We start from the raw sequence: 20,028 nt of genomic DNA on the forward strand, positions 1-20,028 counted from the left end.
TTAGGCGCTCTGCCCGGGTCGATCAGCGGAAGGACCCCGTCCTCCCCGCCCCTCGACGGCTCGGGGCGAGCCCCGGGACGCGGCCGAGCGACCCGGTGCTCAGGCCCGGCCGGCGCCGACGACGCGGAGGGCGCCGGGGACGCACTCGCTCACGACCGGCAGCGGGGCCACCAGCTCGCCGTCGGCGTAGGTGCTGACGCCGGCGCACGCCAGCTCCACCCGGGCGGCCCGGTGCACCGTCACCGCGGGGTGGTGGACATGGGTGCCGTCGGCCAGCCGCGGCTTGGTGCGGACCAGCTCCCGCCGGGAGACGACCCCCACGACGGTGACGTCGAGGAGTCCGTCGGCGACGTCGGCTCCCGGGCACATCCGCAAGCCGCCCCCGTACCAGGCCGTGTTGCCGACGGCGACCATGGTGGCCGGCAGGGTGCGCGCCACCCCGTCCAGGGTGAGCGTCACCTCGTAGGGCCGCAGCCGGGCCAGCTCCGCCAGGACGGCGACGTCGTACCGGCGGCGGCCGCGTGGCCAGCGCAGCCGGTTGGCGCGGTCGGTCACCGCGGAGTCGAAGCCGCAGCAGAGCACGGTGGCCCACCACCGGCCGGCGGTCCGGCCGGCGTCGACCGCCCGGGCGCGGCCGGCCAGCAGGTCGCCGGCGGCGGCGCGGGCGGCGGCCACCGGATCGGTCGGCACGGCGAGGGCCAGCGCCAGGTCGTTGCCGGTGCCGGCCGGGACCACGGCGAGCGGGACGGGTGTGCCGGCGACCGCCTGCAGCCCCGCGTGGGCGGCGCCGTCGCCCCCGATCGCGACGACGGCGCGGGCGCCGCCGTCGACCGCGACCGCTGCCTGCCGCTCGGCGTCGGGTCGGGTGGTCGCGGCGAGCACCCGGGGCGCCAGGCCCTCCTCGCGCAGGGCGTCGAGGACCGCCCGGGCCACGGCGCGGGCGCGGCCCCGCCCGGCGGCCGGGCTGACCAGGACCGCGACGTCCACGCCGGTCAGCCGCGGGCCGACGGCGAGGGTTCGACCGGATCCTCCAGCGGTGACGGGCTGGCGTCCAGCGGGGAGGCCTCGTCGTCGTCCAGCCCGTGGAAGTGCTCGGCGGCCGCGCGCCGGGCCCGGCGACGGTCGACCAGGCGGGCGGTCTGGATCGCCAGCTCGAACAGCACGATCATCGGCCCGGCCATGAGCAGCATGGTGAACGGGTCCTGCGTGGGCGTCACGAACGCGGCGAAGACGACGGTGAGGAAGAAGATCCAGCGGCGGCTCCCCCGCAGCGCCTCGTAGCTCACGACGCCGACCAGGTTGAGCGCGATGGCGATCAGCGGAACCTCGAAGCTCACCCCGAACGCCACCAGCAGCGACAGGACGAAGCCGATGTAGTCCTGCGCGGTCAGCGCCACCACGACCCCGTCGCCGGCGAGGCTCAGCAGCAGCTCCAGGCCTGCGGACAGCGACACGTAGGCCAGCACGGCGCCGAGCACGAAGAGCAGCGTGGAGACGGCGACGAAGCCGACGCCGTAGCGCTTCTCGTTGCGCTTGAGGCCGGGGGTGATGAAGGCCCACAGCTGGTAGAGCCACACCGGCGCCGCGAGGACCACGCCGGCGAGGAAGGCCACCTTCAGGCGGATGAAGACACCGCCGAAGACGTTGGTCACGAGCAGCCCGCAGCCACCGGCGTCGTCCCCGGCATAGCGCAGGTCCTCCGGCAGCCCGCAGTACGGGGCACGGATGAACTCGCCCAGCCCGTGCTCGTACCACCAGAACGCGAGCACCGTGGTGAGCGCGAGCGCCAGCAAGGCCTTCGCCACCCGGCTGCGCAACTCCGCTAGATGCGCGACCAGCGTCATCGTCGTCTGGTCGTCGTGCGACCGTCGGCGACGCCGCAGGCGCGCCCCCGCTCGGCCGGGCTTGGTCATCGCCGTCCCACCCGGCGCCGGAGCATCGGCGAGGGCTGTCGCCGGCGCTGATCGGCTCCGTGCCCCCTATCACTCATCATCCGACCGCTTCCTGTCTCTTCGGCCGCCGGCCCGCCACGGTGGTGTTCTCAGTCCGCTGTGTGGGACCGGCCAGGAAGGATGCGTGTCGGACTTCACCCGGCAGTTCGGGCCTTCACCAAGACGTGCTCCCGGAGCAACGTCCGCGGGTGATAGCGGCGCAGGTCGAGGTCGCGCAGGGGAGTCAGGTCCTCGCCGACCTCCTCCCCGATCTGGCGGCGGATGTCTGTGACCGCCCGCCGGACTCGACGCAGCGCGCCGGCAGCATCCCGGCTCAGTGACGGCAGCCGATCGGGTCCGAATATGAAGAAGGCCACTAGAGCGAGGACGACCATGCCCCAACCGATCGAGTCGGACACCTCGGCCTACCGGTTCACCGGGGTACGGCTGGAGCGCCGGGGTGACGTGGGGGCAGGCGGCCTCCGCAAGGGGGGCGGGGAGCCGGTGGGCCCCTGCCCGCCGTCGTCGCGTGTCGGCATGGGTGCTGAGCACCGGGCGCTCAGCTACGCAGCTGAGGCTCAGGGGGGTCCCAGCGGTCCGCTCCGCAAGTGGTGACCTCGCGCGGGATCACCGTAGGAAGGTCGTCCGCGTGGCCGTCGTCCTTCATGACCTTCATCTCGCTCTTGAAGATCCGCAGTGAGCGGCCGAGCGACCGTGAGGCGTCCGGTAGCTTCTTGTACCCGAACAGCAGCAGGACGGCGAGGGTGATCAGTCCGATCTCGACGGGACCTAGGTTCACGTTCTCCTCCTCGATGTTCCGTCCTCGGTCGGGACGGGTGAACGGGCGGTGACGGACAGGGGCTGTCGAGCAGCGGGGGTCAGCCCTGCGTGGCCCGGGCAGGTGCACCGCCGTTGCCCGAGATCTCCACCGGCTCCCGAGCGACCACAGGTGGGCCGTAGACTTGGCGGCCCAATGCCTGGCCACCGTCCGCTGTCAACACGTCCCCGGTGATGTAGCCGGCACGGTCGGAGAGCAGGAAGCCCGCCAGATCCGCGATCTCCGCCGGTTGGGCGAAACGGCCCAGGGGTACGGAGCTCATTACCCGGGCGTTCTCCTCGGGCGTCGCCCACAGGGCAGCCCCTGCTCCCTCGGTCTCGGTAGGGCCGGGCGCAATGCAGTTCAGCCGGATGCCGTACCGCGCCCATTCCGCCGCCAAGGTTCGCGTCATCGTCACCACGCCCGCCTTGGCGGCAGCGCTGTGGACGGTGCCCGGGTGCCCGGTCCATGCGTAGGTCGCAACGACGCTCAGGACGGCTCCGGGACGCCGAGCGGCGATGAGCTCCCGTGCCACCGCGGACGTGCAGTTCCAGGTGCCGTTGAGGACGATGTCGATCACGGCGCGCCAGCCGTTCGGGGACAGCTTCTCCGCCGGGCTGACGAAGTTTCCCGCGGCGTTGTTCACCAGCCCGTCGATGCGGCCGAACCGGTCGACCGTGGCCGCAACGGTCGCATCCACTTGGGCCGGATCCCGGACGTCTGTCGGACAGGCGAGCCCAGTTCCGCCGATGCGGGCGATTTGGTTGACCACCTCGTCGAGCTTCCCCTGGCGCCGGCCGGCGACTGTCACCTGCGCTCCTAGAGTCGCCAGGCGCAGCGCCACGGCGGCACCGATGCCGCTGCCTCCACCGGTGACGAGGTAGGCACGCCCACTCACGTCCTCGGTCGACTGGATCGCTTGTTCCATCTCAGGACTCCTTCATGTCGATATGTTTCGCGTCAAGTCGGCGGATGCGTCAGAGCAAGTTGCGCGGCGGTGTAAACCTGCCGGCGGGGCCAGAGGCGCACCAATAGGACCAGCAGGCCCATCGCTCCTGCGATCGCGCCTCCGAGGAAGGCAGCCGTATAGCTGCCCGTGGATGTCACGAGTACGCCGAGGCCGGCCGCCCCCAGGCCGGTACCGAGCTCGTAGGAAATGCTGTAGGCGCCGACCACTGCTCCTTCCTCGTACGCCGGCACGCCCTCCAGAGCAATACGCATGAGGCACGTGTAGGAGAGCGCTATCGCGACGGCCATCAACGCCGCTGCGGTGAACAGCGCCGCGGGATGTGCCCAAAACCAGGCAGTCAGCAGCCCGGCCACGTTCGCGACGGCCCCGACGACGACGAGCTCCACGAGCGGAAGCCGGTCGAACAGCCGGGCCCCGCCGATCCGAATCGTCAGGACCACGACGGAGTAGAGAAGGAAGATCGGCCCAGTGCCGGACATCCCCAGTTCCGGTCCATAGAGCGGTACGAAGGCCTGGAACGACGCCCAGCCGGAGATCATGAGCGCAAGAACCCCCGCTGGCCAGATCGCGGACGGGTGCAGGAGGGTCCGCAGCACGTCGCGGGCAGTCACCGGTGGAGCCTCGGCACGGCCCCCCGTGTCCGTCACCGTTCCGTCCGCTGTCGCAGCCGTTGCCGCTGTGGTTGGGGCCACGTGATACCGCTCCGATCGCGACATCCGGGGCCACCGGAATGGCAGGCAGAACGGCAACGCAAGTGCCAGCAGGGCGCCGGCGGCGATCCAGGTGCCATCGGGGCCGAGGGAGGCGAGCATCTCGTCGCCCAGGACCGGACCCACCGCCGTGCCCAGGAAGAGAGGTACCGAAAAGTAGCTCAGCGCGCTCCCCCGGCTGGCGCGCGGCGCTCCCTGGACCACGCTGGTCGCCGCGGCCAGGTAGAAGCAGCCCAGCACGAAGCCGTCGACCACCCGCCACACCAACAGCCAGGCAAGGTGGTGAACCAGCGGGGTAAGCACCAGTGCCGCCACGCCGAGGACGACGGACGCCGCCATCATCGGCCAGGGGTCCCGGCGGCGGAGGTACACGCCCGCAAACGGTCTGGACAGGATGCCGCTCACCGCGTACAGGAGCACGGTCAGACCCACCGCACGGGCGCTGCCGCCCAGGTCCGTCACGTACTGCGGCAGCAACGGGATCAAGACGCCGACCGACAGGAAGACCCACCACATCCCGGCCAGTACGCGGGCGAAGCGCCACCTGGTCATCCACGGCTGCTCATGTCGGCTGCAGGGCGGGTCGGAATGCGGGCAGGTGGTATCCCTCGGCGACCGGGACCCAGGTGAGCTCGACACGGTCGCCGACCTGGACCCGGTCTGGCTCCGCATCGACGACGTTGGCCAGCAACCGGACACCGTCGTCGAGATCGACGAAGGCGACGACGTAGGGGCAGTCCTCCGCGCTCATCGCCTCGAAGGGCCGGTGGTGCACCGACACGGCGTGCACGACGCCGTCGCCCCGGCTCTCGACCCACGTGAGGTCCTGTCCCAGGCACCGGAAGCAGGCCTCGCGCGGGTGGTGCACGTAGGCCTCGCAGTTCGGGCACCACTGCAGCAGCAGCCGCTGCTCCCGGGTGCCCTCCCAGTACGGCCGGGTCGCCTCCGAAGGGTTCGGCAGGAAGGTCGCCTGGCTCACAGGGTCGCCTCCGTCCCGAGGACCACGGTGGACATGGCCGACAGGAACTGGCCCGAACCGTGCGCCACCGCGATCTCGGCACCCTCCACCTGGCGGGGGCCGGCATCGCCCCGCAGCTGGCGCACCGCCTCGGTGAGCAGGAAGATGCCGTACATCCCGGGGTGGGTGTAGGAAAGCCCACCGCCATTGGTGTTCATCGGCAACGAGCCGCCCGGTGCGGTCTCCCCGCCGGCGACGAAGGCACCGGCCTCCCCCTTCTTGACGAACCCGAGGTCCTCGAGGTGGAGGAGCGCGGTGATCGTGAAGGAGTCGTAGCCCATCAGCACGTCGACGTCCTCCGGACCCACCCGCGCCGCCTTGAAGGCCCGCCGGCCGGAGACGACGCCCGGCGTCACCGTGAGGTCGGGCATGGCGTGGATCATGTTGTGCGAGTGGCAGCTCCCCGCCCCGAGCACGTAGACCGGTGGACGGCGCAGCTCCTTGGCCCGTTCGGCGCTCGTCACCACGACCGCACCGGCACCGTCGGTCACCAGGCAGCAGTCGAGCAGGTGCAGCGGAGATGCGTAAACCGGCGAGGCCAGCACCTCATCGACGGTCAGGGGCACCTGGAAGCGAGCGTTCGGGTTCCGGGTGGCCCATTCGCGCGTGTTGACCGCCACCGCCGCCAGTTGTTCCGACGTGGTGCCGTAGGTGGCCATGTGCCGGCTCGCGGCCAGCGCGTACGAGCCCAGGAGGCCGAGGCCGTACGGCACCTCGAACTCGTCGCGGGGCCCCGGCTGCTCGACCCAGCCACCTGTCCCCCGCCGCCGGTCGCCTCGCGGGGTCGCCGCGTAGACGACGACGACCGTCTCCGCCAGCCCTGCTGCGATCGCCGCTGCCGCCTTCTCGACGTAGAGCTCATACCCCGAACCGCCCGTGTACGTGGCCTCGGTGAACGTCGGCGCGATGCCCAGGAACTCCGCAAGATCCAGTGACGACCAGGCGTGGGCGACGCCATCGACGTCGGCCAGCGTTAAGCCGGCGTCGTCGAGCGCCGCCTTGATGACGTGGGCCTCGAGGGCTCGGCCGTAGAGGGGCAGCTCGCCGGTGGCCGAGGCGGCTTCCGCCACCCCGACCACCGCCGCAGCTGCGCGCAATCCCCTGCGGGGCCCCGTCGTGGTTCCGCTCACGACAGGAGGAACTCCTGCCAGCGCGCATTCACGTCCGTGGCGTTCTCGCCCCACCACTCCTCGTCGATCACGAACTGCCGCTCGGCATGCTCCGGGAACGTCGGCAGAGTGCGCGCCCAGTCCTCCGGCATCGTGTCGTAGGCCTCGGAGTTGGTCGGCCCACAGGGGTAATTACCCCATAGGAGGGCCTGCACCTCTGGCTGGAGCGAATACTCGGCCAGCTGGAAGGCGGCCTCCTTGTTCGGTGCCCCCTTAGGGACGACCCACGCGGCAGGGTTGTACATCCCTTGGTTCCAGGTGAAGTCGATGGGAGCGCCCTCACCCTGCAGCGTGAACACCCGGCCGCTCCAGATGCTGGCGGCGGAGACCTGGTCGCTGACCAGCATCTGCCCCGGCTGAGCCCCCGAGGACCACCACTGCGGCACACTCGGCTTCAGCTCCTCCATCTTCGCGAGAGCGCGCTCGACGTCCAGCGGGTAGAGGTCCTCCATGGCGACGCCGTCGGCCAACAGGGCGAACTCCAGGTTCGGCCGGCTGCCGCCCTCGATCCCGGCGAGGGTGCGGCGGCCGGGGAACGTCCGCGTGTCCCAGAAGTCGGCCCAGTTCTCCATCGGCTGCGACAGTGCGTTGCTGTTCCAGCCGATGTTGGTGGAGAAGACGTAGTAGGCCACCGCGTGGCTGTCGACGTACTCCTCGCCCACGCCCGGCACGCTCCGGACGCTGTCCGGCAGTTCTTCGTAGTAGTCCCGGCCGAGGGCGATTACGTTCGACATCGACCCTGCGACCAGGTCCCATTCGACGTTGCCCGAGTCCACCATCGCCTTGATCTTGGTGTCGCTCGGTGGACCCGAGATGATCACCTCGATGCCGGTCTCCTCGGTGAAGGGGTCGTAGAGGTACTGCTTCTCGGCGTCCTGGATGGCGCCGCCCCAGTCGGCGACCACGACTCGGTTGCTTCCGCCGCCACCGCCACCGCCGCTGCTACCGGCGTTCGCCCCGCCCGTACCGGACTCACCGCCGCAGGCGCTCAGCAGTGGGCCGCTGAGGGCGACCCCGCCGGCGAGGAAGGCACTGCGACGCAACAGGTCCCGCCGCGTCAGCGGGCGGCGGAACGGGTTTGCTCCGGTGTCGAATCCCTTGTCCATGTACGGCTCCTTCATCGAGCGGGTGATATGGGGTGAGGCAAGGCGAGCCACAGCGGTCGGCGGTTCAGGCGAACATTCCGCGCTTGAGCAGGTTGCGGGCGAGGATGAGGCGGTTGATCTCCGACGTCCCCTCCCAGATCCGCTCGATCCGGGCGTTTCGGTAAGCGCGCTCGACGAAGACCTCGTTCATGTATCCGGTCCCACCGAAGATCTGGAGCACCCGGTCCGCGACCCGTCCGAGGGCCTCGCTGGCGAACACCTTGACCGCTGAGGCCTTGGCGTTGACGATCCGCGGGTCCACGCCCTGGTCGTCGTCCCAGGCGGCGTTGTACGTCATCATCCGAGCGGCGTAAAGGTCCATGGCGCAGTCGGCCAGCATGAGCTGGATGGCCTGGAACTGGCCGATCGGCTGCCCGAACTGGACCCGCTGCTTGGACCATTCGATGCCGTCGTCGATCAGCCGGCCCATCGGCCCGAGGCAGCGTGCGGCGGTCATGATCCGGCCGTTGCGCAGCCAGTCGCGGGCCAGCTCGAATCCCTTGCCCGGCTCTCCCAGCACGTTGGCGGCGGGCACGACGCAGTCGTCGAACACCAATTCCGCCTGCCGGTAGCCGCGGTGCCCCATGGTCTTGTGCACCTGGCCGACGCTGAAGCCCGGGGTGCCCTTCTCGACGAGGAAGGCGGTGATCCGGTCGTCCTCTCGGTCGGGGTGGGTGACGGCGAAGACGATGGCGAAGTCGGCGGAGTCGCCGTGGCTGATGAAACGCTTGCGGCCGTTGATCACCCACTCATCGTCGCGCGGCACGGCGCGCGTCTTGATGCCCGCGGCGTCGGAACCCGTATCGGGCTCGGTCAGCGCGAAGCAGTCCTGCTTCTCGCCCTGGATGCAGGGGTAGAGAAACCTCTCCCGCTGCTCCTCGTTGCACGCCAGGAGGATGTTCGAGGCCCCGGGGATCGATCCGGAGCTGACACCCCCGAGCGCGCGGGACAACTCCTCGGTGACCAGCACCTGGGCCAGCGTCCCCATGCCGCCGCCGCCGACCTCCTCGGGCATGTCGATCGCATTGAGCCCGATCGACACGGCTTTTTTGCGCAGCTCTCGCTCCACCTCTTCGGGGAGCCCGTCGTGCTCCTCGACGTAGTCCTCGTGCGGCATGAGTTCGGTCTCGACGAAGCGGCGGACGGTGGTCCGGAAGTCCTGCAGGTCCTCGGGGATGGTGAAGTCCATGGGTCAGTCCTCCTGGCTGTGGTGGGCGGACGAGACGCTGTCCTGTGTGGGTGCACCGGCGACGACGAGGGCGTCGAGGGCCAGACAGCTGTCGCTGCTCGGCCCGCACAGCAACGGGTTGATGTCGATCTCTGCGATCTCCGGCAGGTCCGCCAGCAGCTGGCCGGTCCGGACGACGATGTCGCACACCGTGTCCAGGTCGACCGGAGCGGAGCCGCGGTGTCCGCGCAGCAGCACACCGACGCGCAGGGACTCGAGCAGCTCGCGGACGTCGGCGGGACCGAACGGCCACAACAGGCTGCCGGCGTCGGCCAGCAGCTCGGTGAGGACGCCACCGGCACCGACGACCACGACCGTTCCGGAGGCATCGTTGTGCCCGCCGACGATGATCTCGACCCCGGATCCCGCCGCGGCCTGCTCGACGCGCACGCCCCTCACCGACTCGGGCGGCACCACCCGGCGTGCCCGGTCGAGGACGTCCCCGACCGCTCGGCGCAGCGCGTCGGGGCCGTCGATCCCGACGACGACCCCACCGATGTCGGACTTGTGGGCGAGACCGTCGGCCTCGATCTTGCAGACGACGGGGTAGCCGATGCGGTCGGCGAGCGCGACCGCCGCCTCGCCGTCCGGGACCGAGCCGCCGTCGGGCACCGGGATGCCGTAGAGCGCGACGAGCTCCTTGGACGTCGTCTCCGACAGCGCTCCGGTCTGGCCGTCCACGAGCGCGCGGGCCGCGCGGCGGGCGTCCGGGGGCACCGCCGCCGTGTCCGTGGGCGTGTCCTTCCGGCGCGCCAGTCGCTCGGACCGCTCGCCGACGAGCCACATGGCGCGCAGCGCCGGGCGCAGGCCCGCGAGCAGGACCACGCCGTGCTCCTGGCAGAGCGGGGAGAGCTCGCTAGCCACGTCCGTCGTCGTCGTGACGAGAGCCACGGGTACGTCGGTCCCGGCGGCGGCCTTGCCGGCACCGCTGACCATGGCCGGCCACCCCGACTCCTCGAGCGACCCGCTGTGCGTGGGGGCGTCGCCCACGAAGGCGACGACGTCCACGTCCGGGCACGTGGCCAGCGCCGTGGCGGTGGTCGCGTAGACGTCCTGCTGACCCCACCCGCCAGCCGTCAGGTCGAACGGGTTGCCGACCGACCCGTACTCGGGCAGGACCGTGGCCAGGGCGTCACGGGTGGGGGCGTCGAGCTCGGCCAGGCGCACGCCGTGGTCCTCGGCGAGGTCGGCCACCAGCCCGCACTCGCCTCCAGAGCTGGCGAAGATCCCGAGGGAACGCCCACGGGGCCGGGAGCGCGCGGCCAGCAGGGAGGAGACGGCGATCAGCTCGTCGAGGTCGTCGACCCGGATGACGCCCGTCTGCTGGAACAGCGCCGTGTAGGCGGCGTCCTTGCCGGCGAGCGTCCCGGTGTGCGCCACGGTGGCCGCCTCCCCCTTGGAGGAGCGCCCCACTTTGAGGGCAACGACCGCGACATCGGCCTCGGCCGCCTGCAGTGCGAGCGACCGGAACCGCGGCAGGTCGCGCAGCCCCTCGATGATCAGGGCGACCACCCGCACCTGCGGGTCGCTCAGGTAGAACTCCAGGCAGTCGGTCACGTCGACGTTGGCCTGGTTGCCCAGGGAGACGCCGTAGGCGACGCCGGGCAGGCGACCGCTGAGCATCGCGGTCAGCGCCATGTTCCCGCTCTGCGCCGCCAGCGCCAGGGTCCCCTCTCCGTGGGCGTGCACGGTGGGGAGCGTGATGCCCCACAGCGCCGCCTTGCCGCGGTAGCTCGCGACGCCGAGGCAGTTGGGTCCCACGATGGGCAGCGTGTCGCCGCAGGCGTCCACGATCGCCTTCTGCAGGTCACGGCCGGCGGGGCCCAGCTCGGCGAAGCCGCTCGCGTACACCACTCCCCCACCGACACCGAGCTCCGCGGCTTCGGCCAGCACATCGGGGACCGCCCGCGCCGGCACCGCCACCGCGATCGCGTCGGGAACCTCGTCGAGGGCGCTCAGACTGGGCACCGCCGGCACCCCGTCGACCTCGGTGAGCGTCGGGTGGACGACCTGCAACCGGCCGGCGAACCCGATCCCCCGCATGTTCTCGAGGGTGGTGAGGCCGTACCCGCCCTTCGGCGACGCTCCGACGACCGCGACGCTCCGCGGGTGGAAGAGTCGCTGGAGACGCTGCGTCGTCATCGGCCGACGAACTCCGGCTGCCGCCGGTCGATGGTCGCCCGCATGCCCTCGACGTGGTCCTCCGTCTTGCCGCAGAGGTCGCCACCGCGCAGCTCGTTGCGCAGGGCGTCCTCGAAGGTCGCCGTGTGGTTCTTCCGGATGTTCTGCTTGGCGATCCCGATGGCCACGGTCGGGCCGCTGGCGAAGATCCGGGCCTGCTCCATCGCTCGGTCCAGGAGGGCATCGGGCTCGACGATCTCGGTGACCAGGCCGATCCGCTCGGCCTCGGCCGCGTCGATGATCCGGCCCGTGTAGATCATCTCGGCCGCGCGCGACTCGCCGACGATCCTGGGCAGCAGGTAGGAGCCACCGGCGTCGGGGCAGAAGCCGAGCCGCATGTAGATCTCACCGAACCGCGCGGCCGTGGAGCCGAACCGCATGTCGGCCACCAGCGCCAGGTCGCACCCGGCGCCCACGGCGACGCCGTTCACCGCGGCGACGACCGGCTTGGGCATCCAGTAGAGGGAGGTCATGACGCGGTGCATCTTGGGCGGCCAGGGCTCCTGGTCCTCGGGGGCCGCCTCAGAGCCGGCGTCCCACTCCTGGACGTCCGCGCCGGCGCAGAACGCGCGACCGGCGCCGGTGATCACGACGGCGCGCACGTTCTCGTCGTGCGTCGCGGCGGCGACCACCGCGGCGAGGTCGTCGATGGTGGCGTTGTCGATGGCGTTGAGCCGGTCGGGCCGGTTCAACGTCAGCACCCCGACATTGCCGTCCAGGTGCCAGGCGACGTTCTTCAGGTCGTTCAGTGCCACAGCGGGTACTCCCTCTCGGTGTCTCGGCCGGTGTGCTGGATGCAGCGGATCTGGTCGAAGAAGGCCGTCACTCGACGACCGGCAGGAAGCGAGTGTCGGAGGGGTCCCAGCTGACCCACTGCCGGGCGCCGGCCGGAGGTGCGCCCACGGAGGCGGGCAGCATCGCCTCGATCTGCGCACCGGCGTCGTGGCGGACGTAGACCTGCACGTCCGAACCAAGGTAGACAGTGGCCTCCACCGTGCCCTGGAAGCGGTTCAGGGCGGGCGACGAGGGCTCGTCGGGACCGATCCGCAGCTTCTCCGGGCGGACCATGAAGATCCCCGAGTCTTCGTCGCAGACGTCGCCGCCCGCATGGACGAGCACGCGGTCGCTGAGGCCCTCGACATCGACCACCGTCTGCGATCCGCGTTCACGGCGCTTGGCCGGGAGGCAGACCGAGTTGCCCAGGAAGTTGGCGACGAAGGAGTTGCGTGGCCGCTCGTACATCTCCTCGGGACTGGCGACCTGCTGGAGCAGCCCCCGGTGCATGACCCCGATGCGGTCGGACATGGCCAGGGCCTCGTCCTGGTCGTGGGTAACGTAGAGGACGGTCGCCCCGATGCGCTGCTGGAGGGCCTTGAGCTCGAGGCGCATGTGGTCGCGCAGGTTGCGGTCGAGCGCCCCGAGCGGCTCGTCCATTAGCAGGATGCTGGGGTCGAAGACGAACGCTCTCGCCAGTGCCACGCGCTGCTGCTGCCCGCCGGAGAGCTGGCGGGGATAGCGCCCGCTGTACTCCTCGAGCTGGGTCATGGCCAGGACCCGCGCCACCTTCTCGGCGATCGCGGGCTTCTTGAAGCGGCGCATCTTCAGCGGGAAGGCGACGTTGTCGGCGACGGTCATGTGCGGGAAGAGCGCATAGTTCTGGAAGACCAGGCCGATGTTGCGCTTCTCCGCGACCTCGCGGGAGACGTCCCGTCCGTCGATCAGGATCTCCCCCGAGGTCAGCCCCTCGAGTCCGGCGAGCATGCGCAGGGTCGTGGTCTTCCCCGACCCGCTCGGGCCGAGCAGCGTGAAGAACTCTCCCCGCTTGACTGACAGGTTCATGTCGACCACGGCCGGCACGCCGCCGAACGACTTGTGGATGTCGCGGAACACGACCTGGTCGCTCATGTCGTACACGCCTATCCTCTCGGTCGCCGGAGCGCTGTCCGGCTGCACCGCCATCTGGGTTCGCGTCATCTCTGCTCCAGGTCTTTCGGCCGGCAGGGTTTCCGGGTGAGGGGCCTTGCTCATGCCTTTCCTCGCTTCTCCCGCAGAGCGTTGAGCAGCTCCGCCAGGAGGAAGAGGCCGACGCACACGACGATGAGGACGGTGCCGGCGACCGCGAGGGTCGGGTCGAGGTCGTATCGGACGCTGTCCCACAGCTTCCGCGGCAGCGTGATCGCTCCGCTGCCCGAGACGAACAGGATGATCACCGCTTCGTCGAATGCCACGACGAAGGCGAACACCGCTCCGGCGGCGATCGCCGAGGCCAGCCGTGGGAGCGTGACGTAGCGCAACGTCCTGATCGGTCCGGCGCCGAGCGTCCGGGCAGCGTTCTCGAGTTCCTTGTCGAAGTGCTGCAGCGCGCTGGACACGGCGACCAGCACGAACGGCACGCCCATCACCGCGTAGGCGACCGCGACCATCGGCCAGACCCCGATCGCCCGGAGGTCGACGAAGAAGAAGTAGTAGGCCATGGCCAGGACGATGATCGGCACGATCACCGGGGAGTACAGGAGCCCGTACACCATCGGTTTGATGCGCGACGTGCTGCGGGCCAGTGCCCAGGCCGCCATCGTCCCGACGACCGTGGCGATCAGGGCGGCGAGGAGCGCGATCCGCGCGCTGAGCAGGGTGGCCGCCACCCAGCTGCGGTCGGAGAAGAAGCGGTCGTAGGCGTGCAGCGAGACGCCCTCGAGCGGGAACGACAGGTAGTTGACGCTGTTGAACGACACGGCGACCACGACGAGGATCGGGATGACCAGGAAGCTGAGGACCAGTAGCACCAGGAGGCGCAGCCCCCAGCGGAAGGCCTTCTCGGTGGGCGTCGCGGGAAGCCGGTCGTGGGCCCGGCGCCGCCTCGGTCGCTTCGTCAGTTCCGACGACGTCGGCACCGTGACGGGAACCGCCGTGCTCATGCCGCTCATAGCGCCACCACTCCCTTGACCTTGGTCACCTTGCGGACGAGGGCGAAGAGCACGACCGAGACGATGAGGAGGATGGTCGACAGTGCCGCGGCCATGCCCCACTCGAAGGTGACGTTGACCTTCTGCTCGATGAGCATCGCGATGGTCGTCTGGGCCGGTCCGCCCACCAGCGCCGGAGTGATGTAGTAGCCGAGCGCCATGATGAACACGAGCATGCCGCTGCTCACCATCGCCGGTACGGCCAGCGGCAGGTAGACCCTGAGGAAAGCGCGCACCGGGCCTGCACCGAGCGTTCGCGCGGCGCGCAGCAGGCTGCCGTCGATCTGATCCAGCGTCCCCTTGATGATGAGAATGGTGAACGGCATCAGCACGTGCGCCATGGCGATGACGACGGCCGGTTCGGTGTAGAGCAGGCCCCCTGAGCTGCCGGTGAAGGGAGCCAGCAGGTCGGACACCGCACCTGCGTCACCCAGCAGGACGATCCAGGCGAAACTGCGCACGAGGACGCTGGTCCAGAAGGGGATGATCACGAAGAGCGCGATGATGCGTGCGCGCCGGCGTGGGATGACCGCCATGAAGTAGGCCACCGGAAAACCCAGGACGACCGTGATGAGCGAGACCTGGAGGGCGAGCCGCACGGTGATCCACAGGACCTTCAGCAGGACCGGGTCTTGCCAGGCCGCGACGAAGTTCCCGAATCCGAGCTCGGGATCGGTGACGCTGCGGGAGAGAACGCCAGCGACAGGATAGGCGTACATCACGGTCATAAAGAGCACCGGCACGCCCAGGACCAGGCCGACGAAGCTCGGACGGCGCAATCTCCATCGGGACCTCGCCCTCGGTGCCGGCCCTTCCGGAGCCTTCACCGCGGGGGGCGACGCCGTCGAGGTCGCTGTCGCGGTCATCTGCTCCACCTCCTGCTCGTCGTCGCGCACAGCCGGATCGCTCCCACCGGCCGCCGGACCGACCGGCGGCGGCAGCCGTGTCTGTGATGAGGCAGTAGAAGGGGTGGCTCCGACGACCGTCATGGGCGCGGCGGGGCAAAAAACCCCAACGCCCTCTGTGTTCGCGACACAAGACCCTCACGCGGCAGCGGCACATCGGGCGGCCGACGCAAATGATCGTCGAAACGTGATCCGCGTCACTGGCAGGCTTCCCTGCTGACCGCTTACGGTCAGCGCGCAGTGATCCACATCACGGAAGGCTGTGAGGATGAGCCCGATACCCGACTTGGACGCCGTCGGCAAGCTGCTCGGACGGGCCGCTACGGACATCGCCAATGAGTTCGTGCGCCGATACGCCTCGTCGGACGCCGACGGGGGCGGTCTGACGGCCGGCCGTGACGCCTTCGACTTCGCCCGCGAGATCGTCGACCTCGCCGTGGCGGCAGTACGTGGGGAAGACCCACCGTGTCATCGCCCCGAGCGCGACGAACGTGGCGCCCGTCTCGCGTTGGACGGCCGGCCCGTGGGCGAGGCCGTGGACTGGCTGCGATCGCTCGAGCGGGTCGTCAGCGACCACTTCCTCCGAGGTGCCGTCGACATGGAGGTGGCGCGGGTCGGCCTCGGTCGCCTCGCCCGACTGTTCGACCAGCTCTGCGACCGCCAGCTCGAGTCCTACGTGTCGACGTCTGACGAGCTGGCCGGCTGGTACTCACGCGTCGGCACCGATCTGGTCAGCTGCCTGGTCTCGGGCGCGCCCGTGGAGACCAGCGTCGTCAACAGCCAGGCCCGCGTGCTGAACATCCAGCCGCACCAGCCCTTCCGGGCCGTGGCGGTCTGCCACGAGGGGATCCCCAGCACCAAGCAGTGGGGCCGGGTCCGACGCCGGTTCGCGTCGCTGCTGGCCCGCTACGACTCCCGACGCGAGATGCTCGTGCGGGAGGGCAACGGTCTCCTTCTCGCCGTCGTCCCCGTGGAGCGGACCGGGCCCCGGTTGCTCGACCTGCTCACCGAGCTGCTGCACGACGAGGAGCTCAACCGCACCCTCTACGTGTCCACCGGGGAGCCCTCGGATTCCCTCGCCACCGTCGGTCGCAGTTGCCGCCAGGCACTCTCCGCCCTGGAGATCGCCCTGTACCGGGGACACCTGGGTCGGGTCACCCAATGCACCGAGGTCATCCTGGAAGTGTTGCTGGCACACAACCGCTGGGTGTCGCACCGCATCATCAACACGCGTCTGGCCATGCTCGCGGCCAAGCCCCACCTGCTGGAGACGCTCCGTGCGTACATCGACAGCGACATGGCCCTGCAGCGCGCCGCGGAGATTCTCCAGATCCATCCCAACACCGTGGCGTACCGCCTGCGTCAGATCGCGTCGATGACCGGGCGGGACATGCGCAGGATCGTCGATCTCGCTGAACTGATGGTCGCGCTCACGGCGCTCGACGTGGTGGAGATGAGCAAGGACCAGGACGAAGGACGCATGGACCTCCGTGCGCGACTCCTGTCGGACGCTCCCGAACAGGTGCGCTCGGTAGCTGCTGTCTGACGTGAGCTCCCCGCATTCCGGCACGTCGCTGTGTCGGCGCCACTGGTCCGCACCACATTCTTTGGTCTCGCGCCCGAAGACGACCCCGCTGCGGGGCGCCTAGCGTTCCACCATCGTCCGTAGACGTTGGAGAGCGCGACCATGGAGAACCGCGGTGACACGTTCATCGGAGGACGGTGGGTCGGGGCGACCGGCCCCGAGCTGATTACCGTCCTCGATCCGAGTACCGAGGCGTGCATCGCCACCATCCAGGAGAGCAGCGACCAGGACGTCGATGCCGCCGTCGCGGCCGCGACGGCGGCGTTGCCTGTGCTCAGCCGCATGCCGGTGGCCGAGCGCGCCGACCTGCTGCAGCGACTCGCCGCCGAACTCGAGCGTCGATCAGATCGACTGGCCATGGCTATCTCGCAGGAGATGGGCATGCCCCTGAAGCAGTGCGTCGACCACCAGGTGATCTGCGCGGTGGACACGGTGAGAGCCACGGTGCTCGCGCTGGCCGAGATGGAGTTCAGCGAGCGGATCGGGCACTCGACCGTCTACCGCGATCCGGTCGGTGTGGTCGCGGCGATCACCCCGTGGAACTACCCGCTGCTGCAGACCGTCAGCAAGCTGGCGCCCGCGTTGGCGGCCGGGTGCCCGATCGTGCTGAAGCCCAGCGAGGTGGCCCCGCTGGACGCGTTCCTCCTGGCGGAGGCCGTCGAGGCGGCTGGGTGGCCGGCGGGTGCCCTGAACGTTGTCATGGGAACGGGGTCGGACATCGGCGAGTACCTGGTCCGCCACCCGGGCGTCGCGCATGTCTCGTTGACCGGCTCCACCCGTGCCGGACGGCGCGTCTCCCAGGTGGCCTCGTCGTCCATCAAGCGGGTCTCGCTGGAGCTCGGCGGCAAGTCCCCCGCCGTCGTCCTCCCGGACGCGGACCTCGCCGCCGCTGTCAGGCACACCGTGGACAGCGTGATGATCAACAGCGGTCAGACCTGCACCGCGCTGACCCGCCTGCTCGTGCCCTTCCAGTCCATGCCCGACGTAGAGGACCTGGCCGTCGAAGCGATGGCCGGCTACCGCGTCGGGCCGGCGAGCGACCCCTCGTCCGACGTCGGCCCGCTGGCCAACGCAAATCAGCGTCACAAGGTGAACGAGCACCTTGAGCGTGCCCCCATCGACGGGGCCAGGAGCATGTGGTCCTACCCGCATGGCGACCTGCCGGACCGAGGCTTCTTCGTCCCGCCCACGCTCTACGGCGTCAGCGATCACCGGATCGCCGTCGCACGGGAAGAGATCTTCGGTCCGGTGCTCGTGGTCATCCCGTACGTCGACGAGAGCCACGCTGTCGAGATCGCCAATGATACCGACTACGGACTGGCCGCCACGGTCTGGTCGGCCGACGAGGAGCGCGCGCACGCGGTCGCTCGCCGCATCGACAGCGGCACCGTCGACCTCAACGGCGCCCCGTTCAACCCTTTCGCCCCTTTCGGCGGCAGGCGCCAGTCCGGGCGGGGGCGCGAACTCGGGGTTCACGGCATCGCGGAGTTCACCGAACTGAAGGCGGTGCAGCACCGCATCGACACGTCCGAAGGCACCTCTCAGGGAACGGAGCCACCTGCATGAGCAAGCGGACCGGCGGGGACGTGGTGCTCGAAGCACTCGTCGCGCTCGGCGTCGACCACGTCTTCGCCGTCGCCAGCGTGCACAACTTGCCCATCCTCGACGCTATCCGGCGACGCGGCGGTGTCACGGTGATCAACGCTCGCCACGAGCAGTCAGCCGTCCACTCGGCCGACGGCTACTCGCGGGCGACCGGGCGGCTGGGGGTCGCCTTCACGTCGACCGGCCCGGGCGCGGCCAACTCCATGGGCGGTCTGTTCGAGGCGGGATTCGCCTCATCCAGAGTGCTCATGATCACCGGCCAGGTAGAGAGCCGCTTCTACGGCCAGGGCCGGGCGTACCTCCATGAGGCGGAGCAGCAGCTGCCGATGCTGCGCACCCTGACACGGGAGACTTGGTCGGTCCGTCGCGTGGAGGACGTCGGGGAAGCGGTGGTCACGGCGGGACGGGCGGCCCTCACCGGTCGCCCGCAGCCGACCGCCGTCGAGATCCCGGTCGATCTGCAGTACGCCCTGACCGACGTGGAGATACCGGTCGCAGCTCCGGTACGGCCGGCAGCGCCTCGAGAGGGCCGCATCGCCGAAGCCGCGGAACTGCTTGCTTCGGCCAGGCGCCCGATGGTGTGGGCCGGCGGCGGCGTGCTGAGCGCCGGAGCGTGGGACGAGTTGCGGGACATGGTCGAGCGGTTGCAGATCCCCGTGGTGACGTCGACGCAGGGCCGCGGCGCTCTGCCGGAGGACCACCCGCTCTGCCTGGGCTCTCTGGTCACCTCCGATCCGGTCCGGCACTGCGTCGAGTCCGCCGACGTCGTGCTGGCGGTCGGGACCCGCTTCCAGATGTACCCGACCGGCTTCTGGAACGTGAAGCTGCCGCCGTCACTGATTCACATCGATGCCGACGCATCCGTGATCGGCCGGAGCTATCGCCCGTCGGTGAGCGTCGTCGCCGACGCGAAGGCAGCGCTTCGAGCGCTGGACCAGCGGGTGCCCTCGCTCCCCGCAAGGGACCCTGACTGGGTGACGAACTGCCGCAGTCGGGCCGATGAGGCCCGCGAAGCCGCGATGACGTCCCTTGGCCCCGACCACCGGGCGATCGTCGAGGTGATCCGCCGGCTGCTCCCTCGCGGCGGCGCAGTGGTGCGTGACGCGACCGTGCCCGCCTACAACTGGGGCGACCGACTCCTGCCTATCCTCGAGCCCAGGACCTCTGTGCACCCTGTGTCCGCGGCGATCGGCCCCGGCCTTCCGCTCGGACTGGGCGCGGCCCTGGGGCGTCAGGAGCGCTCGGTGGTCATCCATGGCGACGGCGGGATCATGCTCACCATCGGTGAACTCGCCACGCTCGCCCAGTTCCAGGTGCCGCTCACCGTCTGCGTGTTCAACGACCGGGGCTACGGCATTCTGCGCGGCATCCAGGCAGCGACGTTCGACGGCGCACAGAACGACGTCGACCTTGCGACGCCGGACTTCGTGGCCCTCGCGCAGGCGATGGGGGTACCAGGCGAGGCGGTGAAAGACGTTGCCGGCTTCGAGCGCGCCTTCGCCACCTCGGTGGCCTCCGACGGCCCCTACCTGATCGAGGTGGACCTCACGGCACTGGCGCCGATGCAGGTGCCAATCGGTGGCCAGGAACTGCTCAGCTGAGGATGGCCAGGAACTGCTCAGCTGAGGAATGGCGTCGGGGCCGTCCGACGAGTTCGGTCCCCAACGCGGCTTCGAGGCCGCGGACGTCCTCGGGGACGGGCCGGAGAGGACGAGGCGGCGGACGCCTCCTCCGGGGAGACCTGGCAGGCCCGGTGACCGGGGCCGTACCCGCTCCTTCGGTCACACGACCGCCGACTACC

General features: G+C 70.2%; 18 protein-coding genes. 3 read left to right on the plus strand and 15 right to left on the minus strand.

The window, feature by feature from the left end:
* Positions 1 to 99: 99 nt before the first annotated feature.
* The 15 genes from ACI8AP_RS02960 to ACI8AP_RS03030 all read right to left on the minus strand — a co-directional run bounded on the left by ACI8AP_RS02960 (position 100) and on the right by ACI8AP_RS03030 (position 15,028).
* Positions 100 to 987, minus strand: coding sequence for a diacylglycerol/lipid kinase family protein (locus ACI8AP_RS02960; protein WP_456587837.1), 888 nt, complete (start codon positions 985 to 987; stop codon positions 100 to 102).
* Positions 988 to 992: 5 nt separating this feature from the next.
* The gene (tatC, locus tag ACI8AP_RS02965) at positions 993 to 1,913 is read right to left on the minus strand and encodes a twin-arginine translocase subunit TatC (RefSeq protein ID WP_456587838.1); all 921 of its coding nucleotides are present in this window, start codon (positions 1,911 to 1,913) and stop codon (positions 993 to 995) included.
* 173 nt (positions 1,914 to 2,086) lie between these two features.
* Complete coding sequence (locus ACI8AP_RS02970; protein ID WP_456587839.1) at positions 2,087 to 2,326, minus strand: twin-arginine translocase TatA/TatE family subunit; 240 nt, start codon at positions 2,324 to 2,326, stop codon at positions 2,087 to 2,089.
* 164 nt (positions 2,327 to 2,490) lie between these two features.
* On the minus strand, positions 2,491 to 2,730 hold the full coding sequence (tatA, locus tag ACI8AP_RS02975) for a Sec-independent protein translocase subunit TatA (RefSeq protein ID WP_456587840.1): 240 nt from the start codon (positions 2,728 to 2,730) through the stop codon (positions 2,491 to 2,493).
* Between the two features lie 79 nt (positions 2,731 to 2,809).
* Complete coding sequence (locus tag ACI8AP_RS02980) at positions 2,810 to 3,676, minus strand: SDR family oxidoreductase (protein ID WP_456587841.1); 867 nt, start codon at positions 3,674 to 3,676, stop codon at positions 2,810 to 2,812.
* A gap of 32 nt (positions 3,677 to 3,708) precedes the next feature.
* Positions 3,709 to 4,980, minus strand: a complete 1,272-nt coding sequence (locus ACI8AP_RS02985) for an MFS transporter (RefSeq protein WP_456587842.1) — start codon at positions 4,978 to 4,980, stop codon at positions 3,709 to 3,711.
* A 10-nt stretch (positions 4,981 to 4,990) separates the two neighbouring features.
* Positions 4,991 to 5,407 (minus strand): Zn-ribbon domain-containing OB-fold protein, encoded by a 417-nt coding sequence (locus ACI8AP_RS02990; protein ID WP_456587843.1) that lies wholly within the window; start codon positions 5,405 to 5,407, stop codon positions 4,991 to 4,993.
* Positions 5,404 to 6,516 (minus strand): acetyl-CoA acetyltransferase, encoded by a 1,113-nt coding sequence (locus ACI8AP_RS02995; protein WP_456587844.1) that lies wholly within the window; start codon positions 6,514 to 6,516, stop codon positions 5,404 to 5,406. Before ACI8AP_RS02995 ends, ACI8AP_RS02990 begins: the two co-directional genes overlap by 4 nt.
* A gap of 56 nt (positions 6,517 to 6,572) precedes the next feature.
* Positions 6,573 to 7,721, minus strand: coding sequence for an ABC transporter substrate-binding protein (locus tag ACI8AP_RS03000; RefSeq protein WP_456587845.1), 1,149 nt, complete (start codon positions 7,719 to 7,721; stop codon positions 6,573 to 6,575).
* Between the two features lie 64 nt (positions 7,722 to 7,785).
* The gene (locus tag ACI8AP_RS03005; RefSeq protein ID WP_456587846.1) at positions 7,786 to 8,949 is read right to left on the minus strand and encodes an acyl-CoA dehydrogenase family protein; all 1,164 of its coding nucleotides are present in this window, start codon (positions 8,947 to 8,949) and stop codon (positions 7,786 to 7,788) included.
* 3 nt (positions 8,950 to 8,952) lie between these two features.
* On the minus strand, positions 8,953 to 11,130 hold the full coding sequence (locus tag ACI8AP_RS03010) for an acetate--CoA ligase family protein (protein ID WP_456587847.1): 2,178 nt from the start codon (positions 11,128 to 11,130) through the stop codon (positions 8,953 to 8,955).
* Positions 11,127 to 11,924: an enoyl-CoA hydratase/isomerase family protein gene (locus ACI8AP_RS03015; RefSeq protein ID WP_456587848.1), complete on the minus strand. Its 798-nt coding sequence runs from the start codon at positions 11,922 to 11,924 to the stop codon at positions 11,127 to 11,129. Before ACI8AP_RS03015 ends, ACI8AP_RS03010 begins: the two co-directional genes overlap by 4 nt.
* Before the next feature lie 67 nt (positions 11,925 to 11,991).
* Complete coding sequence (locus ACI8AP_RS03020) at positions 11,992 to 13,143, minus strand: ABC transporter ATP-binding protein (protein ID WP_456587849.1); 1,152 nt, start codon at positions 13,141 to 13,143, stop codon at positions 11,992 to 11,994.
* Between the two features lie 50 nt (positions 13,144 to 13,193).
* The gene (locus ACI8AP_RS03025; protein ID WP_456587850.1) at positions 13,194 to 14,093 is read right to left on the minus strand and encodes an ABC transporter permease; all 900 of its coding nucleotides are present in this window, start codon (positions 14,091 to 14,093) and stop codon (positions 13,194 to 13,196) included.
* Complete coding sequence (locus ACI8AP_RS03030) at positions 14,090 to 15,028, minus strand: ABC transporter permease (protein WP_456587851.1); 939 nt, start codon at positions 15,026 to 15,028, stop codon at positions 14,090 to 14,092. The genes ACI8AP_RS03025 and ACI8AP_RS03030 overlap by 4 nt, the downstream gene beginning before the upstream one ends.
* Before the next feature lie 295 nt (positions 15,029 to 15,323).
* Between ACI8AP_RS03030 and ACI8AP_RS03035 the strand changes: the two genes are divergently transcribed.
* The 3 genes from ACI8AP_RS03035 (at position 15,324) to ACI8AP_RS03045 (ending at position 19,828) form a co-directional block, all read left to right on the plus strand.
* Positions 15,324 to 16,583 carry a PucR family transcriptional regulator gene (locus tag ACI8AP_RS03035; RefSeq protein ID WP_456587852.1) on the plus strand — a complete coding sequence of 420 codons (1,260 nt, stop codon included), beginning with the start codon at positions 15,324 to 15,326 and terminating at the stop codon, positions 16,581 to 16,583.
* Positions 16,584 to 16,724: 141 nt separating this feature from the next.
* On the plus strand, positions 16,725 to 18,188 hold the full coding sequence (locus ACI8AP_RS03040; RefSeq protein ID WP_456587853.1) for an aldehyde dehydrogenase family protein: 1,464 nt from the start codon (positions 16,725 to 16,727) through the stop codon (positions 18,186 to 18,188).
* Positions 18,185 to 19,828, plus strand: coding sequence for a thiamine pyrophosphate-binding protein (locus ACI8AP_RS03045; protein WP_456587854.1), 1,644 nt, complete (start codon positions 18,185 to 18,187; stop codon positions 19,826 to 19,828). Before ACI8AP_RS03040 ends, ACI8AP_RS03045 begins: the two co-directional genes overlap by 4 nt.
* Positions 19,829 to 20,028: the final 200 nt, after the last annotated feature.

The organism is Blastococcus sp. SYSU DS1021 (genome assembly GCF_054050995.1).